The sequence below is a fragment of the Aureimonas sp. AU12 genome, from assembly GCF_001463705.1.
Lineage (GTDB): Bacteria > Pseudomonadota > Alphaproteobacteria > Rhizobiales > Rhizobiaceae > Aureimonas.
In genome coordinates this window covers 41,781-54,495 of sequence record NZ_BBWH01000021.1, presented here as the reverse complement: position 1 = coordinate 54,495, position 12,715 = coordinate 41,781, and the positions used below count along the sequence as shown (strand labels likewise).

At 69.0% G+C, this 12,715-nt stretch carries 16 protein-coding genes; 7 read left to right on the top strand and 9 right to left on the bottom strand.

Annotated features, from left to right (window positions below):
* Window positions 1-5: 5 nt before the first annotated feature.
* From AUL33_RS07960 to AUL33_RS21565, 7 genes are all read right to left on the bottom strand, one after another.
* Window positions 6-1,043 carry a peptidoglycan -binding protein gene (locus tag AUL33_RS07960; protein ID WP_062206295.1) on the bottom strand — a complete coding sequence of 346 codons (1,038 nt, stop codon included), beginning with the start codon at window positions 1,041-1,043 and terminating at the stop codon, window positions 6-8.
* A 4-nt stretch (window positions 1,044-1,047) separates the two neighbouring features.
* A complete protein-coding gene (locus AUL33_RS07955) occupies window positions 1,048-2,103 on the bottom strand; it encodes a hypothetical protein (RefSeq protein ID WP_062206292.1) in 1,056 nt (351 codons plus the stop codon).
* 165 nt (window positions 2,104-2,268) lie between these two features.
* The gene (locus AUL33_RS07950; protein WP_062206289.1) at window positions 2,269-3,111 is read right to left on the bottom strand and encodes an inositol monophosphatase family protein; all 843 of its coding nucleotides are present in this window, start codon (window positions 3,109-3,111) and stop codon (window positions 2,269-2,271) included.
* A 150-nt stretch (window positions 3,112-3,261) separates the two neighbouring features.
* The gene (efp, locus tag AUL33_RS07945) at window positions 3,262-3,825 is read right to left on the bottom strand and encodes an elongation factor P (RefSeq protein ID WP_062206286.1); all 564 of its coding nucleotides are present in this window, start codon (window positions 3,823-3,825) and stop codon (window positions 3,262-3,264) included.
* 113 nt (window positions 3,826-3,938) lie between these two features.
* Window positions 3,939-5,045: a tetratricopeptide repeat protein gene (locus AUL33_RS07940; protein ID WP_082652417.1), complete on the bottom strand. Its 1,107-nt coding sequence runs from the start codon at window positions 5,043-5,045 to the stop codon at window positions 3,939-3,941.
* A gap of 5 nt (window positions 5,046-5,050) precedes the next feature.
* The gene (locus AUL33_RS07935; protein ID WP_062206283.1) at window positions 5,051-5,710 is read right to left on the bottom strand and encodes a thiamine phosphate synthase; all 660 of its coding nucleotides are present in this window, start codon (window positions 5,708-5,710) and stop codon (window positions 5,051-5,053) included.
* A 353-nt stretch (window positions 5,711-6,063) separates the two neighbouring features.
* On the bottom strand, window positions 6,064-6,237 hold the full coding sequence (locus AUL33_RS21565) for a YdcH family protein (protein WP_082652416.1): 174 nt from the start codon (window positions 6,235-6,237) through the stop codon (window positions 6,064-6,066).
* Between the two features lie 297 nt (window positions 6,238-6,534).
* Here AUL33_RS21565 and AUL33_RS07930 point away from each other — a divergent pair, with 297 nt between their 5' ends.
* The 5 genes from AUL33_RS07930 (at window position 6,535) to AUL33_RS07910 (ending at window position 9,379) form a co-directional block, all read left to right on the top strand.
* Complete coding sequence (locus AUL33_RS07930; protein WP_062206540.1) at window positions 6,535-6,738, top strand: YdcH family protein; 204 nt, start codon at window positions 6,535-6,537, stop codon at window positions 6,736-6,738.
* Complete coding sequence (gene purE / locus AUL33_RS07925; RefSeq protein WP_062206280.1) at window positions 6,735-7,259, top strand: 5-(carboxyamino)imidazole ribonucleotide mutase; 525 nt, start codon at window positions 6,735-6,737, stop codon at window positions 7,257-7,259. The genes AUL33_RS07930 and purE overlap by 4 nt, the downstream gene beginning before the upstream one ends.
* Before the next feature lie 8 nt (window positions 7,260-7,267).
* Window positions 7,268-8,377, top strand: coding sequence for a 5-(carboxyamino)imidazole ribonucleotide synthase (locus tag AUL33_RS07920; RefSeq protein WP_062206277.1), 1,110 nt, complete (start codon window positions 7,268-7,270; stop codon window positions 8,375-8,377).
* Window positions 8,378-8,528: 151 nt separating this feature from the next.
* A complete protein-coding gene (ykgO, locus tag AUL33_RS07915; RefSeq protein WP_062017685.1) occupies window positions 8,529-8,654 on the top strand; it encodes a type B 50S ribosomal protein L36 in 126 nt (41 codons plus the stop codon).
* Between the two features lie 182 nt (window positions 8,655-8,836).
* Window positions 8,837-9,379, top strand: a complete 543-nt coding sequence (locus AUL33_RS07910) for a hypothetical protein (protein ID WP_062206274.1) — start codon at window positions 8,837-8,839, stop codon at window positions 9,377-9,379.
* Window positions 9,380-9,630: 251 nt separating this feature from the next.
* Here the strand turns inward: AUL33_RS07910 and pyk are convergent, their stop codons facing one another.
* Together pyk and AUL33_RS07900 are read right to left on the bottom strand one after the other, a co-directional pair.
* Entirely contained in the window at window positions 9,631-11,067 is a 1,437-nt protein-coding gene (gene pyk / locus AUL33_RS07905; protein WP_062206271.1) for a pyruvate kinase, read from the bottom strand.
* The gene (locus tag AUL33_RS07900) at window positions 11,064-11,534 is read right to left on the bottom strand and encodes a DUF1036 domain-containing protein (RefSeq protein ID WP_062206538.1); all 471 of its coding nucleotides are present in this window, start codon (window positions 11,532-11,534) and stop codon (window positions 11,064-11,066) included. Before AUL33_RS07900 ends, pyk begins: the two co-directional genes overlap by 4 nt.
* A 261-nt stretch (window positions 11,535-11,795) precedes the next feature.
* Between AUL33_RS07900 and AUL33_RS07895 the strand changes: the two genes are divergently transcribed.
* Together AUL33_RS07895 and AUL33_RS07890 are read left to right on the top strand one after the other, a co-directional pair.
* Window positions 11,796-12,113 carry a DUF1244 domain-containing protein gene (locus AUL33_RS07895; protein ID WP_082652415.1) on the top strand — a complete coding sequence of 106 codons (318 nt, stop codon included), beginning with the start codon at window positions 11,796-11,798 and terminating at the stop codon, window positions 12,111-12,113.
* A 311-nt stretch (window positions 12,114-12,424) separates the two neighbouring features.
* Window positions 12,425-12,688, top strand: a complete 264-nt coding sequence (locus AUL33_RS07890; RefSeq protein WP_062206269.1) for a DUF2312 domain-containing protein — start codon at window positions 12,425-12,427, stop codon at window positions 12,686-12,688.
* The last annotated feature ends 27 nt before the right edge of the window (window positions 12,689-12,715 follow it).

Sequence of the window (12,715 nt, the reverse complement as noted above, 5' to 3'; positions counted from 1 at the left end):
CAGCGTCAGCGTTCGGTGAGCTTCAGTTCGATGCGGCGGTTGCGGGCACGGTCGTCCGGCGTGTCGCCCGCGACGAGCGGCTGATATTCGCCGAAGCCCGTGGCAGCCAGCCGCGTCGGCGGCACCCCGGCTTCCACGAGAAAGCGCACCACGGCGGCCGCGCGAGAGGTCGAGAGCTGCCAGTTGTCGGTGAAGCGCCCGCCGCCCGACAGCGGCACGTTGTCGGTATGGCCGTCGACGCGGATGATCCAGTTGATGTCCGACGGGATCTCGCGATTGAGCTGGATGATGGCGTCGGCGAGCTTGCGCATCTCGTCCTGCCCCGCCGGCTGCAGCACGTCGGCGCCTGACGAGAACAGCACCTCGGACTGGAACACGAAGCGGTCGCCGACGATGCGGATGTTCTCGCGATCGGCGAGGATTTCGCGCAGGCGGCCGAAGAAGTCGGAGCGGTAGCGCGCCAGTTCCTGCACGCGCTGGGCGAGCGCGACGTTGAGGCGACGCCCGAGATCGGCGATCTGGGTCTGCGATTCGCGGTCGCGGCTCTCGGAGGCGCCGAGCGCGTCCTCCAGCGCGGCGATCTGCTGGCGCAGGGCCGAGAGCTGCTGGTTGAGAAGGTCGATCTGGGTGCGGGCCTGCGCCGAGATCTGCCGCTCGCTCTCGACGGCGGCCTCCAGCTCGCCGGCATTGGGCCCGCCCGCGCCGCCGGCCGCCGGGGCCGCGCGCCCCGAATCCAGCGCCGACTGAAGACGCGAGCGCTCGCTCTCGGCGCCGGCGAGCGAGGCCTGGAGTGCGGCGATCTGGTCCTGGAAGTCGGTGGAGTTCGAGCGTTCGAGCGATAGGAGCTGGTTCAGCTCGGCGATCTGCGAGTTCAGGCGGTCGAGCACCGTGTCGCGCCCCGACAGGTCACGGCTGAGCAGGAACTGCGCGATCACGAAGACCGACAGGAGGAACATGATGGCGAGCAGCAGCGTCGACAGGGCGTCGACGAAGCCGGGCCAGTAGTCGATGTCGCGGCGGGTGCGGCGGCGCGAGAGGGCCACGCCGTCAGGTCCGCTCGATTTCGGAGATCGACCGGTCGAGCCGTTCGAGCACCCGGCGCATCTCGCGCTGCTCGCCCGACTGCGCCTCGACGAAGTCGCGCAGCATCTGCTGTTCGCCGCGCATGTGCTGCACGAGCCCCTGGATGCTTTCGGCGAGACTGGCCATCGCCGCCGAGGTGCGCGGGCTGGTGCTCTGTTCGAGAACGAGGCGGTTGATGCGGTCGGACAGCATGCGGAACTCCTCGGCGCCGTTCTGGATCGGCGAGACGTTCGTGGAGCCCGACAGCACCGGGGGAATCAAGAGATCGGCGCCGGTGTCGGTGACACCCGAGAGCCAGTCTTCGAGTTCGGTGTAGAAGCGGTTCTGGGCACGCCCGACCTGCAGGTCGAGGAAGCCCAGCACCATCGATCCGGAGAGGCCGAAGAGCGAGGACGAGAAGGCCGTGCCCATGCCCGAAAGCGGGGCCGAGAGGCCGGTCTTGACGCTGTCGAGCACCGAGGCCGCATCGGACGCCGCCGGATTGAGCGACTGGATCGTCGCCGAGATCGAGCCGATCGTGCCCAGAAGTCCCCAGAACGTGCCGAGAAGGCCGAGGAAGACGAGAAGACCGATGAGGTAGCGCGCGGTGTCTCTGGCTTCGTCGAGGCGCATGGCGACCGAATCGAGGATGGTGCGCGACGCCGTCGGCGTCACCGAGGCCTGGCGGCGGCGTCCGCCGAGCAGCGCTGCCATCGGCGCGAGAAGGCGCGGCGAGGCCACGCGGCCGGTCTCGATCTCGCCGTCGCGGAAGGCGTTGACCCAGCGCACCTCGCGCCGCAGCCGCCAGATCTGGCCGAGCGCCATCAGGATGCCGACGGCGAGCACGCCGACGATGAGGCCGTTGAGGCCGGGATTGGTGACGAAGGCGGTGCGGACCTGCCGGCCGAGGATCATCGCCACGAAGCCGACGAGCGCCAGGAACACGATCATGGCGTAGAGGAACACCATCGGACTGCCGAGGCGCTCGCCGCCGGGTTCGGCGGGCCGGGAGGCTTCAGGCGACGGACTCAAAACCTGCATCGACGCGTCATCCGGTTCCAGGCGCCGGGCAGCGTTGCGCCCCCGGCGTCGCGATCACGCTCTTTTACCGCGCCGCAGGGCCAAGCTCCAGCAAATGTTCGCGAGATGGTTGCGAACCGCAGCGAGGCACGCGCCGCCTGAGCCCAGCGCGGCGGGGCGCGAGCGTCAGACGGTGGGGTCGGGCACCGGCATCGGGCGGGTCGAGGCCCCGAAGGCCATGTTGGCCTTCTTGAGCTCGGCGAGCATCGCCTTGTGGATGAGTTCGTTGGCGCAGGCGATATCGCCCTGCATGGCGTCGAACTTGCCGCCTTCCGTGTCGGTGACGAAACCGCCGGCCTCGCGAACGAGGATCGAGCCGGCCGCGATATCCCAGGGCTGCAGCCCGTGCTCCCAGTAGCCGTCGAAGCGGCCGGCGGCGACATAGGCGAGATCCAGCGAGGCGGCGCCCATGCGACGCAGGCCTGCCGTCTCGCCCATCATCTTGCGCGCCTCGAAGAGGAAGCGGCCGTGGTCGCCGTGGCCGAGGAAGGGCATGCCGGTGGCGAGCACCGTTTCAGGCAGCTTGGCCCGCGCAGCGACGCGGATGCGGCGGTCGTTGAGGAAGGCGCCGCCGCCCTTCTCGGCCGTGTAGAGCTCGTCCAGCGCGGGATTGAAGACCACGCCGGCGACGATCTGCCCATCGCGCTCGAGCGCGATCGAGATGGCGAAGATCGGGATGCCGTGCAGGAAGTTGGTGGTGCCGTCGAGTGGATCGACGATCCAGCGGTGCTGGGTATCCTTGCCCTCGACCGTGCCGCGCTCTTCCATGAGGAAGCCCCAGTCCGGCCGGGCGCGCGACAGTTCCTGGAAGACGACCTCCTCGGCCTTGCGATCGGCCTGGCTGACGAAGTCGGCGGGCCCCTTCATCGAGACCTGCAGGTTCTGGACCTCGCCGAAGTCGCGGGTGAGCGAGCGGCCCGCCTTCATCGCGGCCTGCGTCATGACATTCATCAGCGCCGAACGGGCCATGGGTCTCGAACCTTCTTCAAACGGGGTCAGAACACGCGGCCGGGGCCACGGACGATCAAGTCACAAACGCCTCGCGGAGACGGTCCGGCGCGACGGCATATCAGGCATCAGGGTCAGGGTCGTCCCGGCGAGCCGGGCGACCCGAAACGGTCAGTCGGCGCGGCGCACGTAGGTGATCTCGCTGGTGTCCACGAGGATGCGCTCGCCCGCGCCGATGAAGGGCGGCACCATCACGCGGATGCCGTTCTCCATGATCGCCGGCTTGTAGGAGGATGCCGCCGTCTGACCCTTCACGACCGGGTCGGCCTCGCGGATCTCCAACGTCACGTAGTCGGGCAGGCGAATGCCGATGGGGCGCTCGTCGTGGCTTTCCACCGTCACCTTCATGCCTTCCTGCAGGAAGGCGGCGCGGTCGCCGACGAAGTCGCGCTGCAGTTCGAGCTGCTCGTAGCTCGCCTGATCCATGAAGACGAGCATCTCGCCCTCGGCGTAGAGGAACTGGTAGTCGTTCTGCTCCAGCTTGATCCGCTCCACCGTCTCGGCAGCACGAAAGCGCTCGTTCAGCTTGGTGCCGTCGACGAGGTTCTTCAGCTCGACCTGATTGAACGCGCCGCCCTTGCCGGGCTTCACATGGGCCGTGCGCACCGCCGCCCACAGCCCGCCGTCGTGCTCGATGACGTCGCCGGGCCGGATCTCGTTGCCGTTGATCTTCATGGGTCGAAAAACAGTTCGCACGGGAAATGGGAGGGCCGCTCACGGCCCGAACGGGCTGGAAACCACAAAACCCGTTGCCGTTCAAGCCGTGCCGCCTTCCCGGCGCCCCGGTATCAGCCCGAGCGGAAGCGGTTGGCGGCCTCGAGTGCGGCCTTCTGGTCGCCGTCCGGCAGCGAGCGGAACCAGCCGTCGAGTGCGGCGTCGGAATTGGCGGCGCGGCGCGCCAGCACCACCCACTTGCCGGCCTCCAGCCGATCGGCGGCGATGCCGATGCCGTCCTTGTAGAGATGCGCCACGCGGTTGACGGCGATCGGGTTGCCGCGCTCGGCGGCGCCCTTCAGCCAACGAAAACCCTCGCGCGGGTCGGCGGCGCCGCCGCGACCGTTGATCAGCCAGATGCCGAGCTCGATCTGCGCGGTGTCGTGGCCCGAGCGCGCCGCCTCGGTCAGCCAGCGCCGGGCCTCGCCGTCGTCGGCTCTTTCGGTGCCGCGGCCATAGGCATAGAGCTGCGACAAAGCGTATTCGGCGTCGGGCACCCCGCTGCCGGCAGCCTTGCGGAAATAACCGAGCGCTTCGGCAAAGCCACCGGTCGGCGAGGACTGGATCAGCATCTGCCCGTAGTTGAAGGCGGCGAGCGGATTGCCGGCGTCCGCCGCAGCCTTCATCAGATCGCGCGCCGCAGCGTCGTCGCGCTCGACGGCGCGCCCGTCGATGAGCATCAGCGCATAGCGGAACTGCGCCTCTGCCACGCCCGCCTTGGCGGCGATGCCATACCAGCGCGCCGCTTCCTTCTCGTCGCGGGGCACGCCGAGCCCGCGCGCATAGATCTCGCCGAGAAGCGTCTGCGCGGCGGGATCACCGAGATTGGCGAGCGGTTCGGCCAGCCGCATGGCGGACAGATAATAGCCGCGCTGGAAGGCGCCGTAGGCCTCCGCCGCCGGCGAGCCCGGAGGCGCGGCGGAACCCGCCGGCATGGCGGCGGTGGCGACCGGGGTCGGCAGGAAGCTCGGCGCCGGCGCGGCGTTCGGATCGGCGACCGCTGCCGCCGGTGCTGTCCCTGCCGGCGCTTCGGGGAAGGGCGAGAACGGCGCGGGGGGCGGCGTCTCGATCGACGGCGAGACGAGGAGCGAGGGCGGCGCGGCGGTTTCCTGCGCCCGCACGACGCTCGCCGACACGCCGCCGAGCGTCAACGCAACAAGAAGGAGACGAAGCGGGCGCATGGGAATCAGGCCGCCTTCGCTTCGAGCACGGCGTCGAACAGCCGGTTGGCCTCGCGCACGTGGTCCGCGACCCGCGCGGGATCGGCGAAGATCGCGACCGAGAGCGCGATGAACTCGGCGCGCGTCTCGATGGCCTCGCCCAGCGTCGCGAGATCCGCGCCGCCCTGGACGATGCAGGGGATTTCGACGATCGCCGCCCACCATTCGGCCAGCTCGAGGTTGCGCCGCAGCGGCTCGGGGTCGCGGTCGGCACCGAGCTTGCCGAAGAAGAGATAGTCCGGCATCGCCTCGCCGGCCTCCAGCGCCTCGTGGCGCGTGGTGAAGCCGGAGCCCCCGACGATGAGCTTGGGCGCCAGCCGCCCTACCGCCTCGCGAAGCCCGGCGATGCTGCCCGCCGAGGTGTGGAACCCGTCGGCCTTCACCCGGCCGGCGCAGCGCGTGTCCTCGGCGACGATCGCCGCGGCGCCCGCCTCCTGGATCACCGGCACGACGAGTTCGGCGAAATCCTGGAAGGCGGCATCGGATCGGCCGGCGGGATCGACGAGCACGGTGGCGACGTCGCCGGCCGCCAGCGCCTCGCGCAGGAGCGCGATCCCGGCCTCCCCGTCCGGCAGAAGGGTGGTCGCCAGCACGAGGCGGGGGCGGATGCGGTCGTCGTCGGTCATCGCTTGAACGTTCGTTGGGTCGCCGCACCCCGAAGGGCGAAGCGCGAAAAGCCTGCGGTCGGCGGGATCGCCGCGGCACCATCGGCCGCGGGCGGGATGGCCCGGTCGCGACAGGCGCCGTAGCGGCGGAATGCGGCGACACTACAGACAAGCGCGCGGCGGGAAAAGCACCGGGATCGTCCGATCCGCGGCGCGAGGGCGCGGCTCGGGGGCTCGGGGGCTTGGGCAAAGCTGCAGCGTCCCGTCGAACCCGGGCGCCGGCATCCTTCCTCTCGTCCCGATGAAAAGGGAGCGCGGCCGATGAAGGCCGCGCTCCCGCTTCAACGCTCGAAGAAAAAGTCAGTCGTCGCCGATCAGTCGGCGGAGGCCCGCAGGCGCTCGATCTCGTCCTTCAGCTGCAATTTCCGTCGCTTCAACTCCCGAAGTTCCGCATCGCTCATGGCAGGCTTGGCTTTGGCCGAAACGATCTCGTCGTCGAGCGCCGAATGGCGCTGTTCCAAGGTCGCGAGGTGGACATCCAAGGACATTCTTGAGCTCCTTTGATTTCTTCCCTTCCACCGGTTCCGAGACGATCGGAGCCGTCATGGACCGCGTGAAGGTGTCACAATAGCTTTGCACTGTCGAATGAGGATCAAGAGCCGGGTTTCGATTTTTCTGCGGTGCTGATAACGAATGATGGACGACGACGCCCGCCGGTGGTTCGCGTCACACCGCCCGGTTGCAAGCCCTCGCCCCAGCGCTCGCGAGGTCTCGTCCGCGCCGGTGCGACGAGCCTTTTCCCGCCGGTCCGTCGGATCGTGGGTGCAGCGTTCGAGGGACACTTGGTGGCGGATCAGGAACAGGCCGAACTCAGACTGCAGCTGGCGCGCCTTCGCCAGGAACACACGGATTTCGACGCGGCGATCAATGCGATGGAGACGACCGGCTGCGACCGGCTCCAGATCCAGCGCATGAAGAAGAAGAAGCTCTTCATCAAGGACCGGCTGCAGGATCTCGAGGATCAGGTCATTCCGGACTGGAGCGCATGAGCGCCGTGCCGACGGAGCGGCCGCGCGTCGCCATCATCATGGGCAGCCAGTCCGACTGGCCGACGATGAAGAACGCCGCCGACACGCTGGCGGCGCTCGGCGTCGCCTTCGACGCGCGCATCGTCTCGGCGCATCGCACGCCCGAGCGCCTCGTGGACTTCGCCAAGGGCGCCAAGGCCGCCGGCTTCCACGTGGTGATCGCGGGCGCGGGCGGCGCAGCCCACCTGCCGGGCATGACGGCGGCGATGACGCCGCTTCCCGTCTTCGGCGTGCCCGTCGAGAGCCGGGCCCTGTCGGGACAGGACAGCCTTCTCTCGATCGTCCAGATGCCCGCCGGCATTCCCGTGGGCACGCTCGCCATCGGGCGCGCCGGTGCCGTCAACGCCGCGCTTCTCGCCGCGAGCGTCCTGGCGCTGAACGACGAAGGCCTGGCCGAGCGGCTCGACGCCTGGCGGCGGCGGCAGAGCGAGGCCGTGGCCGAGCGCCCGGTCGACGAACCGGCCCCGGCTCCGGGTCATTGAGCGCCGCGATGTCCTCGACACCCGCCTCCCCCCTCCCCTTCGGCCCCCTCCCCTTCGGCTCCACGATCGGCATGATCGGCGGCGGCCAGCTCGCGCGGATGATGGGCGCGGCCGCCGCGCGCCTCGGCTACCGGATGCTGGTGCTCGATCCCGACTCCGCCTGCCCGGCGGGCCAGACCGCCAACGCCCTCATCACCGCGCGCTACGACGACGTCGCCGCCCTGCGCGAGCTGGCCGAGCGCAGCGATGTCGTGACCTACGAGTTCGAGAACGTGCCGGTGGAGCCGCTGCGCACGATCGAGGGAATCGTGCCCGTCCATCCGCCCGCGCAGGCGCTGGAGGTGGCGCAGGACCGCGTGGTGGAAAAGGCTTTCCTCAACGGGATCGGCATCCGCACCGCCGAATGGCGCGCCGTGGACGACCCGCAGGAGCTCGACCACGCGCTGCTGGAGCTCGGCGGCGACGGCATCCTCAAGACGCGCCGTCTCGGCTACGACGGCAAGGGACAGGCCGTACTGCGCCAGGGCAGCCCGCATGGCGACGCCTTTGCGAGTCTGGGCGCCGTTCCCTCGATCCTCGAGAAGAAGGTGGCCTTCGCCAGCGAGATCTCGGTGATCGCGGCGCGGGGAGCGGACGGATCGGTGCGGGCCTTCGACCCCGCCGAGAACGTCCACAGCCTCGGCATCCTCAAGCGCTCCACGGTTCCGGCATCCGTGCCACCGGCGCTGGCCGAGGAAGCGATGCGGATCGCCGCGACGATCCTCGAACGGCTGGGTTACGTCGGCGTCCTCGGCGTCGAGTTCTTCGTGACCAAGACGGGCGAGCTTCTCGTCAACGAGATCGCCCCGCGCGTCCACAATTCCGGCCACTGGACGGAAGCGGCCTGCCTCGTCTCGCAGTTCGAGCAGCACATCCGCGCCGTGGTCGGCCTGCCGCTCGGCGACCCCGCCCGCCATGCCGACTGCACGATGGAAAATCTCATCGGATCCGATGTCGAGCGCGCCGCGGCGCTCGCCGGGGAACCGGCGACGATGCTGACGCTCTACGGCAAGCTCGAAGCCAGACCCGGCCGCAAAATGGGCCATTTCACGCGGCTTCGGCCGCGCCCGGTGGGCTGAATCCGGCGGGCGCCCGCCGTCTTAAGGTTGACACGAAGCCCCCGCAGCGGCTATCGCACAGCCCCAGACAGGCGCGCCGGAGACGGCGCGTTTTCATTGTGCGGCGGAACCGGGCCTTCCGATCGTCGCCTCCCACCGACGGTCGAATCCCATGAAGATCAAGAACTCGCTGAAGTCGCTCAAGGGCCGCCATCGCGCCAACCGCATGGTTCGCCGCAAGGGCCGCATCTACATCATCAACAAGGAAGCTCCGCGCTACAAGGCGCGTCAGGGCTGATGCCGCGACGGCAGGGGGCCTTATCGACCCCTGCGCTCGAAAATTCGATTTGACGACGCGCACGGACGGACTAACCTCCTCCGATGCGCGTTTTGTCATGTCTGATCCTCGGAATCTTTCTTCCCTTCGCGACCCTTGTGCAGGCGCAGGATACCACCCCGCCCCCTGCGGGCCTGCCGACTGTGGCCCCGCTCCCGGCGCCGCGCGAGATCGCGCCGAGCGTGGCGGCGGATGTCTCGACGCCGGCGGAGCGCCTCGACACGCTGTTCGAGCAGTTGCGGCGCGAGCCTGACGCGGCCAAGGCCGGCGAGATCTCGACGCTGATCCAGGCGCAGTGGCTGCAGAGCGGCAGCGCCACGATCGACCTTCTGATGAGCCGCGCGGCCGAAGCCGCCGCCAAGAAGGAGACCGCGGCCGCCCTCGACCTCCTCGACCAGACGATCGTGCTTTCCCCCGGCTACGCCGAAGGCTGGAACCGGCGCGCCACCGTCAACTATTCCGAAAACCGCTACGACCTGTCGATGGCCGATGTCGAAGAGACGCTGCGACGCGAGCCCCGGCATTTCGCCGCGCTGACGGGGCTAGCGACGATGCAGGAGGAACTTGGCCAGCGCCGCCGCGCGCTCGCCACCTATCTGCGCGTCCTCGCGATCTATCCGGCGTTGAAGGAGGCGCAGGATGCGGCGTTGCGCCTGTCCGACGAACTGGCGGGCGAGCGGGCCTGAGCAAAGCGGCTGGCGGCGGACGACAGGCAGTCACCAGCCTTGGTTGCACATCGTCCCGCAGAACGGCCGACCGCACCGGCACGGCCCAGTGCGGTCGAGGCTGAAGCCTGCGCCTGACGATCCGTCGTGCCTGCTCGTCATCGTTCGACCGAGGAACAAGACGCAGAACGCCGACCGGCTGGGTTTGGCGGGTCGGCGTCTTTCATGGCCTGCGGCGTCGGATCGCCGACGCCGCGTCAAGCTCGCGATGGTCAGACGGCGGAGGCACCGTCCGAGCCGATATAGGCGATGCGGATCATGTTCGTGGCGCCGGGGGTGCGCAGCGGCACGCCGGCGGTGATGATGATGCGCTCGCCCGCACGGGCATAGCCCTGCTCGACGGCGAGACGGCAGGCCTTGTCGACCATCTCTTCCATGTCGGTGGCGTCCTCCGTCACGACGCAGTGCAGGCCCCAGACGAGGCTGAGCCGCCGCGCCGTCGCCTCGATCGGCGACAGGGCGAGGATCGGGATCTGCGGCCGCTCGCGAGCGGTGCGAAGGCCCGTCGTGCCGGTCGCCGTGTAGGTGACGATCGCCGCGACGTTCAGCGTCTCGGCGATCTGGCGGGCGGCGAGCGAGACGGCGTCGGCACCGGTCGCCTCGGCGGCGGGGCGCTGGGCGAAGATGATGCCGGGATAGAGCTGGTCCTTCTCCACCTCGACGGCGATCTTGTGCATCGTCGCCACGGCCTCGACCGGATAGTCGCCGGCAGCCGATTCGGCCGAGAGCATGACCGCATCGGCGCCCTCGAATACGGCGATCGAGACGTCCGACACTTCGGCGCGGGTCGGCACCGGGGCGGTGATCATCGATTCCAGCATCTGCGTGGCGACCACCACCGGCTTGCCGGCGCGGCGCGCGGCGCGGGTGATGCGCTTCTGGATGCCTGGGACCTGCTCGAGCGGCATCTCGACGCCGAGATCGCCGCGCGCCACCATGATGGCGTCGGACAGCTCGATGATCTCCTCCAGCCGCTCGACCGCCTGCGGCTTCTCGATCTTCGACAGGAGACCCACCCGGCCGCGCGAGATCTTGCGGGCTTCAGCGAGATCCTCGGGACGCTGGATGAAGGACAGCGCGATCCAGTCGACGCTCTCGAGCAGCACCGCATCGAGGTCGCGCCGGTCCTTCTCGGTCAGCGCGCCGCTCGTCAGCACGGTGTCGGGCAGGCTGACGCCCTTCTTGTCGGAAATGCGCGTGCCCGCGACGACGCGGCAGCGGATCGCCTTGCCCGTGGTTTCCTCGGCGACGAGGGCCAGCTTGCCGTCGTCGATGAGGAGGCGGTCGCCGACCTTCACCGATTCGAGGATCTCGGGATGGGGCAGGTAGACGCGCGTGGCGTCACCGAGCTCGGGATTGTCGTCGAGGGTGATGATGTCGCCGGCGGCCAGATCGACCTTGCCGGCGGCGAACTTGCCGACGCGCAGCTTCGGGCCCTGGAGATCGGCGAGAATGCCGATCGGCCGGCCGACGGCCTCCTCGACGCGGCGGATGCGGCGCACCAGTTCGCGCATCGACTCGTGGTCGGTGTGGCTCATGTTGATGCGGAACACGTCGGCGCCCGCATCGTGCAGCTTGCGGATCATCGCCTCGTCGGACGAAGCCGGCCCGAGGGTGGCGAGGATCTTGACCCTGCGATTGCGTTTCATGGCTGCTCGGTGCCCCCGCGTGGTGATTCGGTCAGCTGAACCATCCAGCTTCCCTGACCGCCGGTGTCATACTCCCGGAAGCCCATCTTCTGAAACCCGCGGGCGAAGCAATCCGCCACGCCGACGATCTTGAACTCGTTTTCGGCGATGCACATGTCGATGTCGCCGGCCCAGCGCCCCAGCCCTTCGGCATCCTCGGCGTAGAGATAGTAGTAGCGCGACTGAAGCTCGCCCTCGACGACGGAGCGGCAGGTGGTGGCGGGAATGCGCCACCAGCCCTCGCTGACCCAGCCGTCGGGCGTGCGCTGGCCGACCGCGACGCCGACCAGCGTCTGCGTGCCGTTGCAGACGCGAAAGTCGGCTCGGGCGGGCGCGGCGAGAAGCGGAGCGGCAAGGAGGCTGGCGAAGGCGGCGATGAAGAGAGCGGCGACGGGGGATCGGATCCCCACGATCGGACGGAACGGCATGGGCATCCCTGGGAAGATCCTCGGCGTCGGGCGGTTCGAGCGGCGTCGTTTTCTGGCATAGCCGGGAAAATCGACAACACAAAGGACGCAGCGACGACGGGGGCTAGATTCTTTGACACGGCACCGATCCCCGGGCGGGATCCAGGTCGCGCTTGCGCCGGCGCGCGAGAGGTCCGATATCCCGGCGTGATAATCGACCCCTTCGACGCGCGCGCCAGAGGCCGGCGCGTCGGGCAGACCCCGATGGCGAGGACCTTCCCAATGACGAACGAAGTCATGAGCGACGACGACCTTCAGCGGATCGAACGGGAGGCCGCCGTCTATCGCCGGCTGCGCGATCACCTGGCCGGCCGCGGCGACGTCCAGAACATCGACCTGATGAATCTCGCCGGCTTCTGCCGCAACTGCCTCGCCAACTGGTATCGCGACGCCGCCGTGGAGACGGGCGCCGAGATGACGAAGGACGAGGCGCGCGAGATCGTCTACGGCATGCCCTACGACGTCTGGCGCGAGACGAACCAGCGCGAGGTCGATGCCGCTTCGCTCAAGGCCTTCGAGCGCAACCGCCCGACGGAGTAGCCTCGGCGCGCGGGACCCGGTAACCTTCGGGAAACCATTGCGCGTCATCGAAGGACCAGCACGCGTGGCACATTGTTTCCATCCAGCCGGCGCGTCGCGAGAGACCAGTGCCGATGTCGGACCTTGCGAAGGTAGCTGCCGTGGACGCGTTTCGTTCGCCGGGCCAAGCGGCCCCGCAGCAGGATAGGCCGATCGCCGCAGTCCTGCCCCGACGCGGCGTCTCCTGGTCCTCGTCTTCCATCCCGCCGGCCTTTCCCGCGGCGTCTCGCAGCTGATGCTCCCCGCTCCATCCCATCACCCAGGCAAGCCCCATGTCCCAGACCCTCGAAACGTCAGCCGAAACCAACGTCGCCGCGGACGAACTGCGATCCTTCGTCGAACGCGTGGAGCGTCTGGAGGAGGAGAAGAAGACCATCGCCGACGACATCAAGGACGTCTACGGCGAGGCCAAGTCCCGGGGCTACGACGTGAAGGTGCTCCGCAAGGTGGTTTCTCTGCGCAAGCAGGATCGCGACGAGCGCGCCGAGCAGGAGGCGATTCTCGATCTCTACCTCCAAGCCCTCGGGATGGTGTGACGAAGGCCGGGTTTGGTGGTCAGGCCA

What these genes read in the sequence shown, in the direction of transcription:
- ykgO (WP_062017685.1), top strand. Translation starts at nt 8,529, where the DNA reads ATGAAGATCAAGAACTCGCTGAAGTCGCTCAAGGGCCGCCATCGCGCC.
- AUL33_RS07955 (WP_062206292.1), bottom strand. Translation starts at nt 2,103, where the DNA reads ATGCAGGTTTTGAGTCCGTCGCCTGAAGCCTCCCGGCCCGCCGAACCC.
- AUL33_RS07900 (WP_062206538.1), bottom strand. Translation starts at nt 11,534, where the DNA reads ATGCCGTTCCGTCCGATCGTGGGGATCCGATCCCCCGTCGCCGCTCTC.
- AUL33_RS07935 (WP_062206283.1), bottom strand. Translation starts at nt 5,710, where the DNA reads ATGACCGACGACGACCGCATCCGCCCCCGCCTCGTGCTGGCGACCACC.
- pyk (WP_062206271.1), bottom strand. Translation starts at nt 11,067, where the DNA reads ATGAAACGCAATCGCAGGGTCAAGATCCTCGCCACCCTCGGGCCGGCT.
- efp (WP_062206286.1), bottom strand. Translation starts at nt 3,825, where the DNA reads ATGAAGATCAACGGCAACGAGATCCGGCCCGGCGACGTCATCGAGCAC.
- AUL33_RS21565 (WP_082652416.1), bottom strand. Translation starts at nt 6,237, where the DNA reads ATGTCCTTGGATGTCCACCTCGCGACCTTGGAACAGCGCCATTCGGCG.
- AUL33_RS07950 (WP_062206289.1), bottom strand. Translation starts at nt 3,111, where the DNA reads ATGGCCCGTTCGGCGCTGATGAATGTCATGACGCAGGCCGCGATGAAG.
- AUL33_RS07940 (WP_082652417.1), bottom strand. Translation starts at nt 5,045, where the DNA reads ATGCGCCCGCTTCGTCTCCTTCTTGTTGCGTTGACGCTCGGCGGCGTG.
- AUL33_RS07890 (WP_062206269.1), top strand. Translation starts at nt 12,425, where the DNA reads ATGTCCCAGACCCTCGAAACGTCAGCCGAAACCAACGTCGCCGCGGAC.
- AUL33_RS07920 (WP_062206277.1), top strand. Translation starts at nt 7,268, where the DNA reads ATGTCCTCGACACCCGCCTCCCCCCTCCCCTTCGGCCCCCTCCCCTTC.
- AUL33_RS07895 (WP_082652415.1), top strand. Translation starts at nt 11,796, where the DNA reads ATGACGAACGAAGTCATGAGCGACGACGACCTTCAGCGGATCGAACGG.
- purE (WP_062206280.1), top strand. Translation starts at nt 6,735, where the DNA reads ATGAGCGCCGTGCCGACGGAGCGGCCGCGCGTCGCCATCATCATGGGC.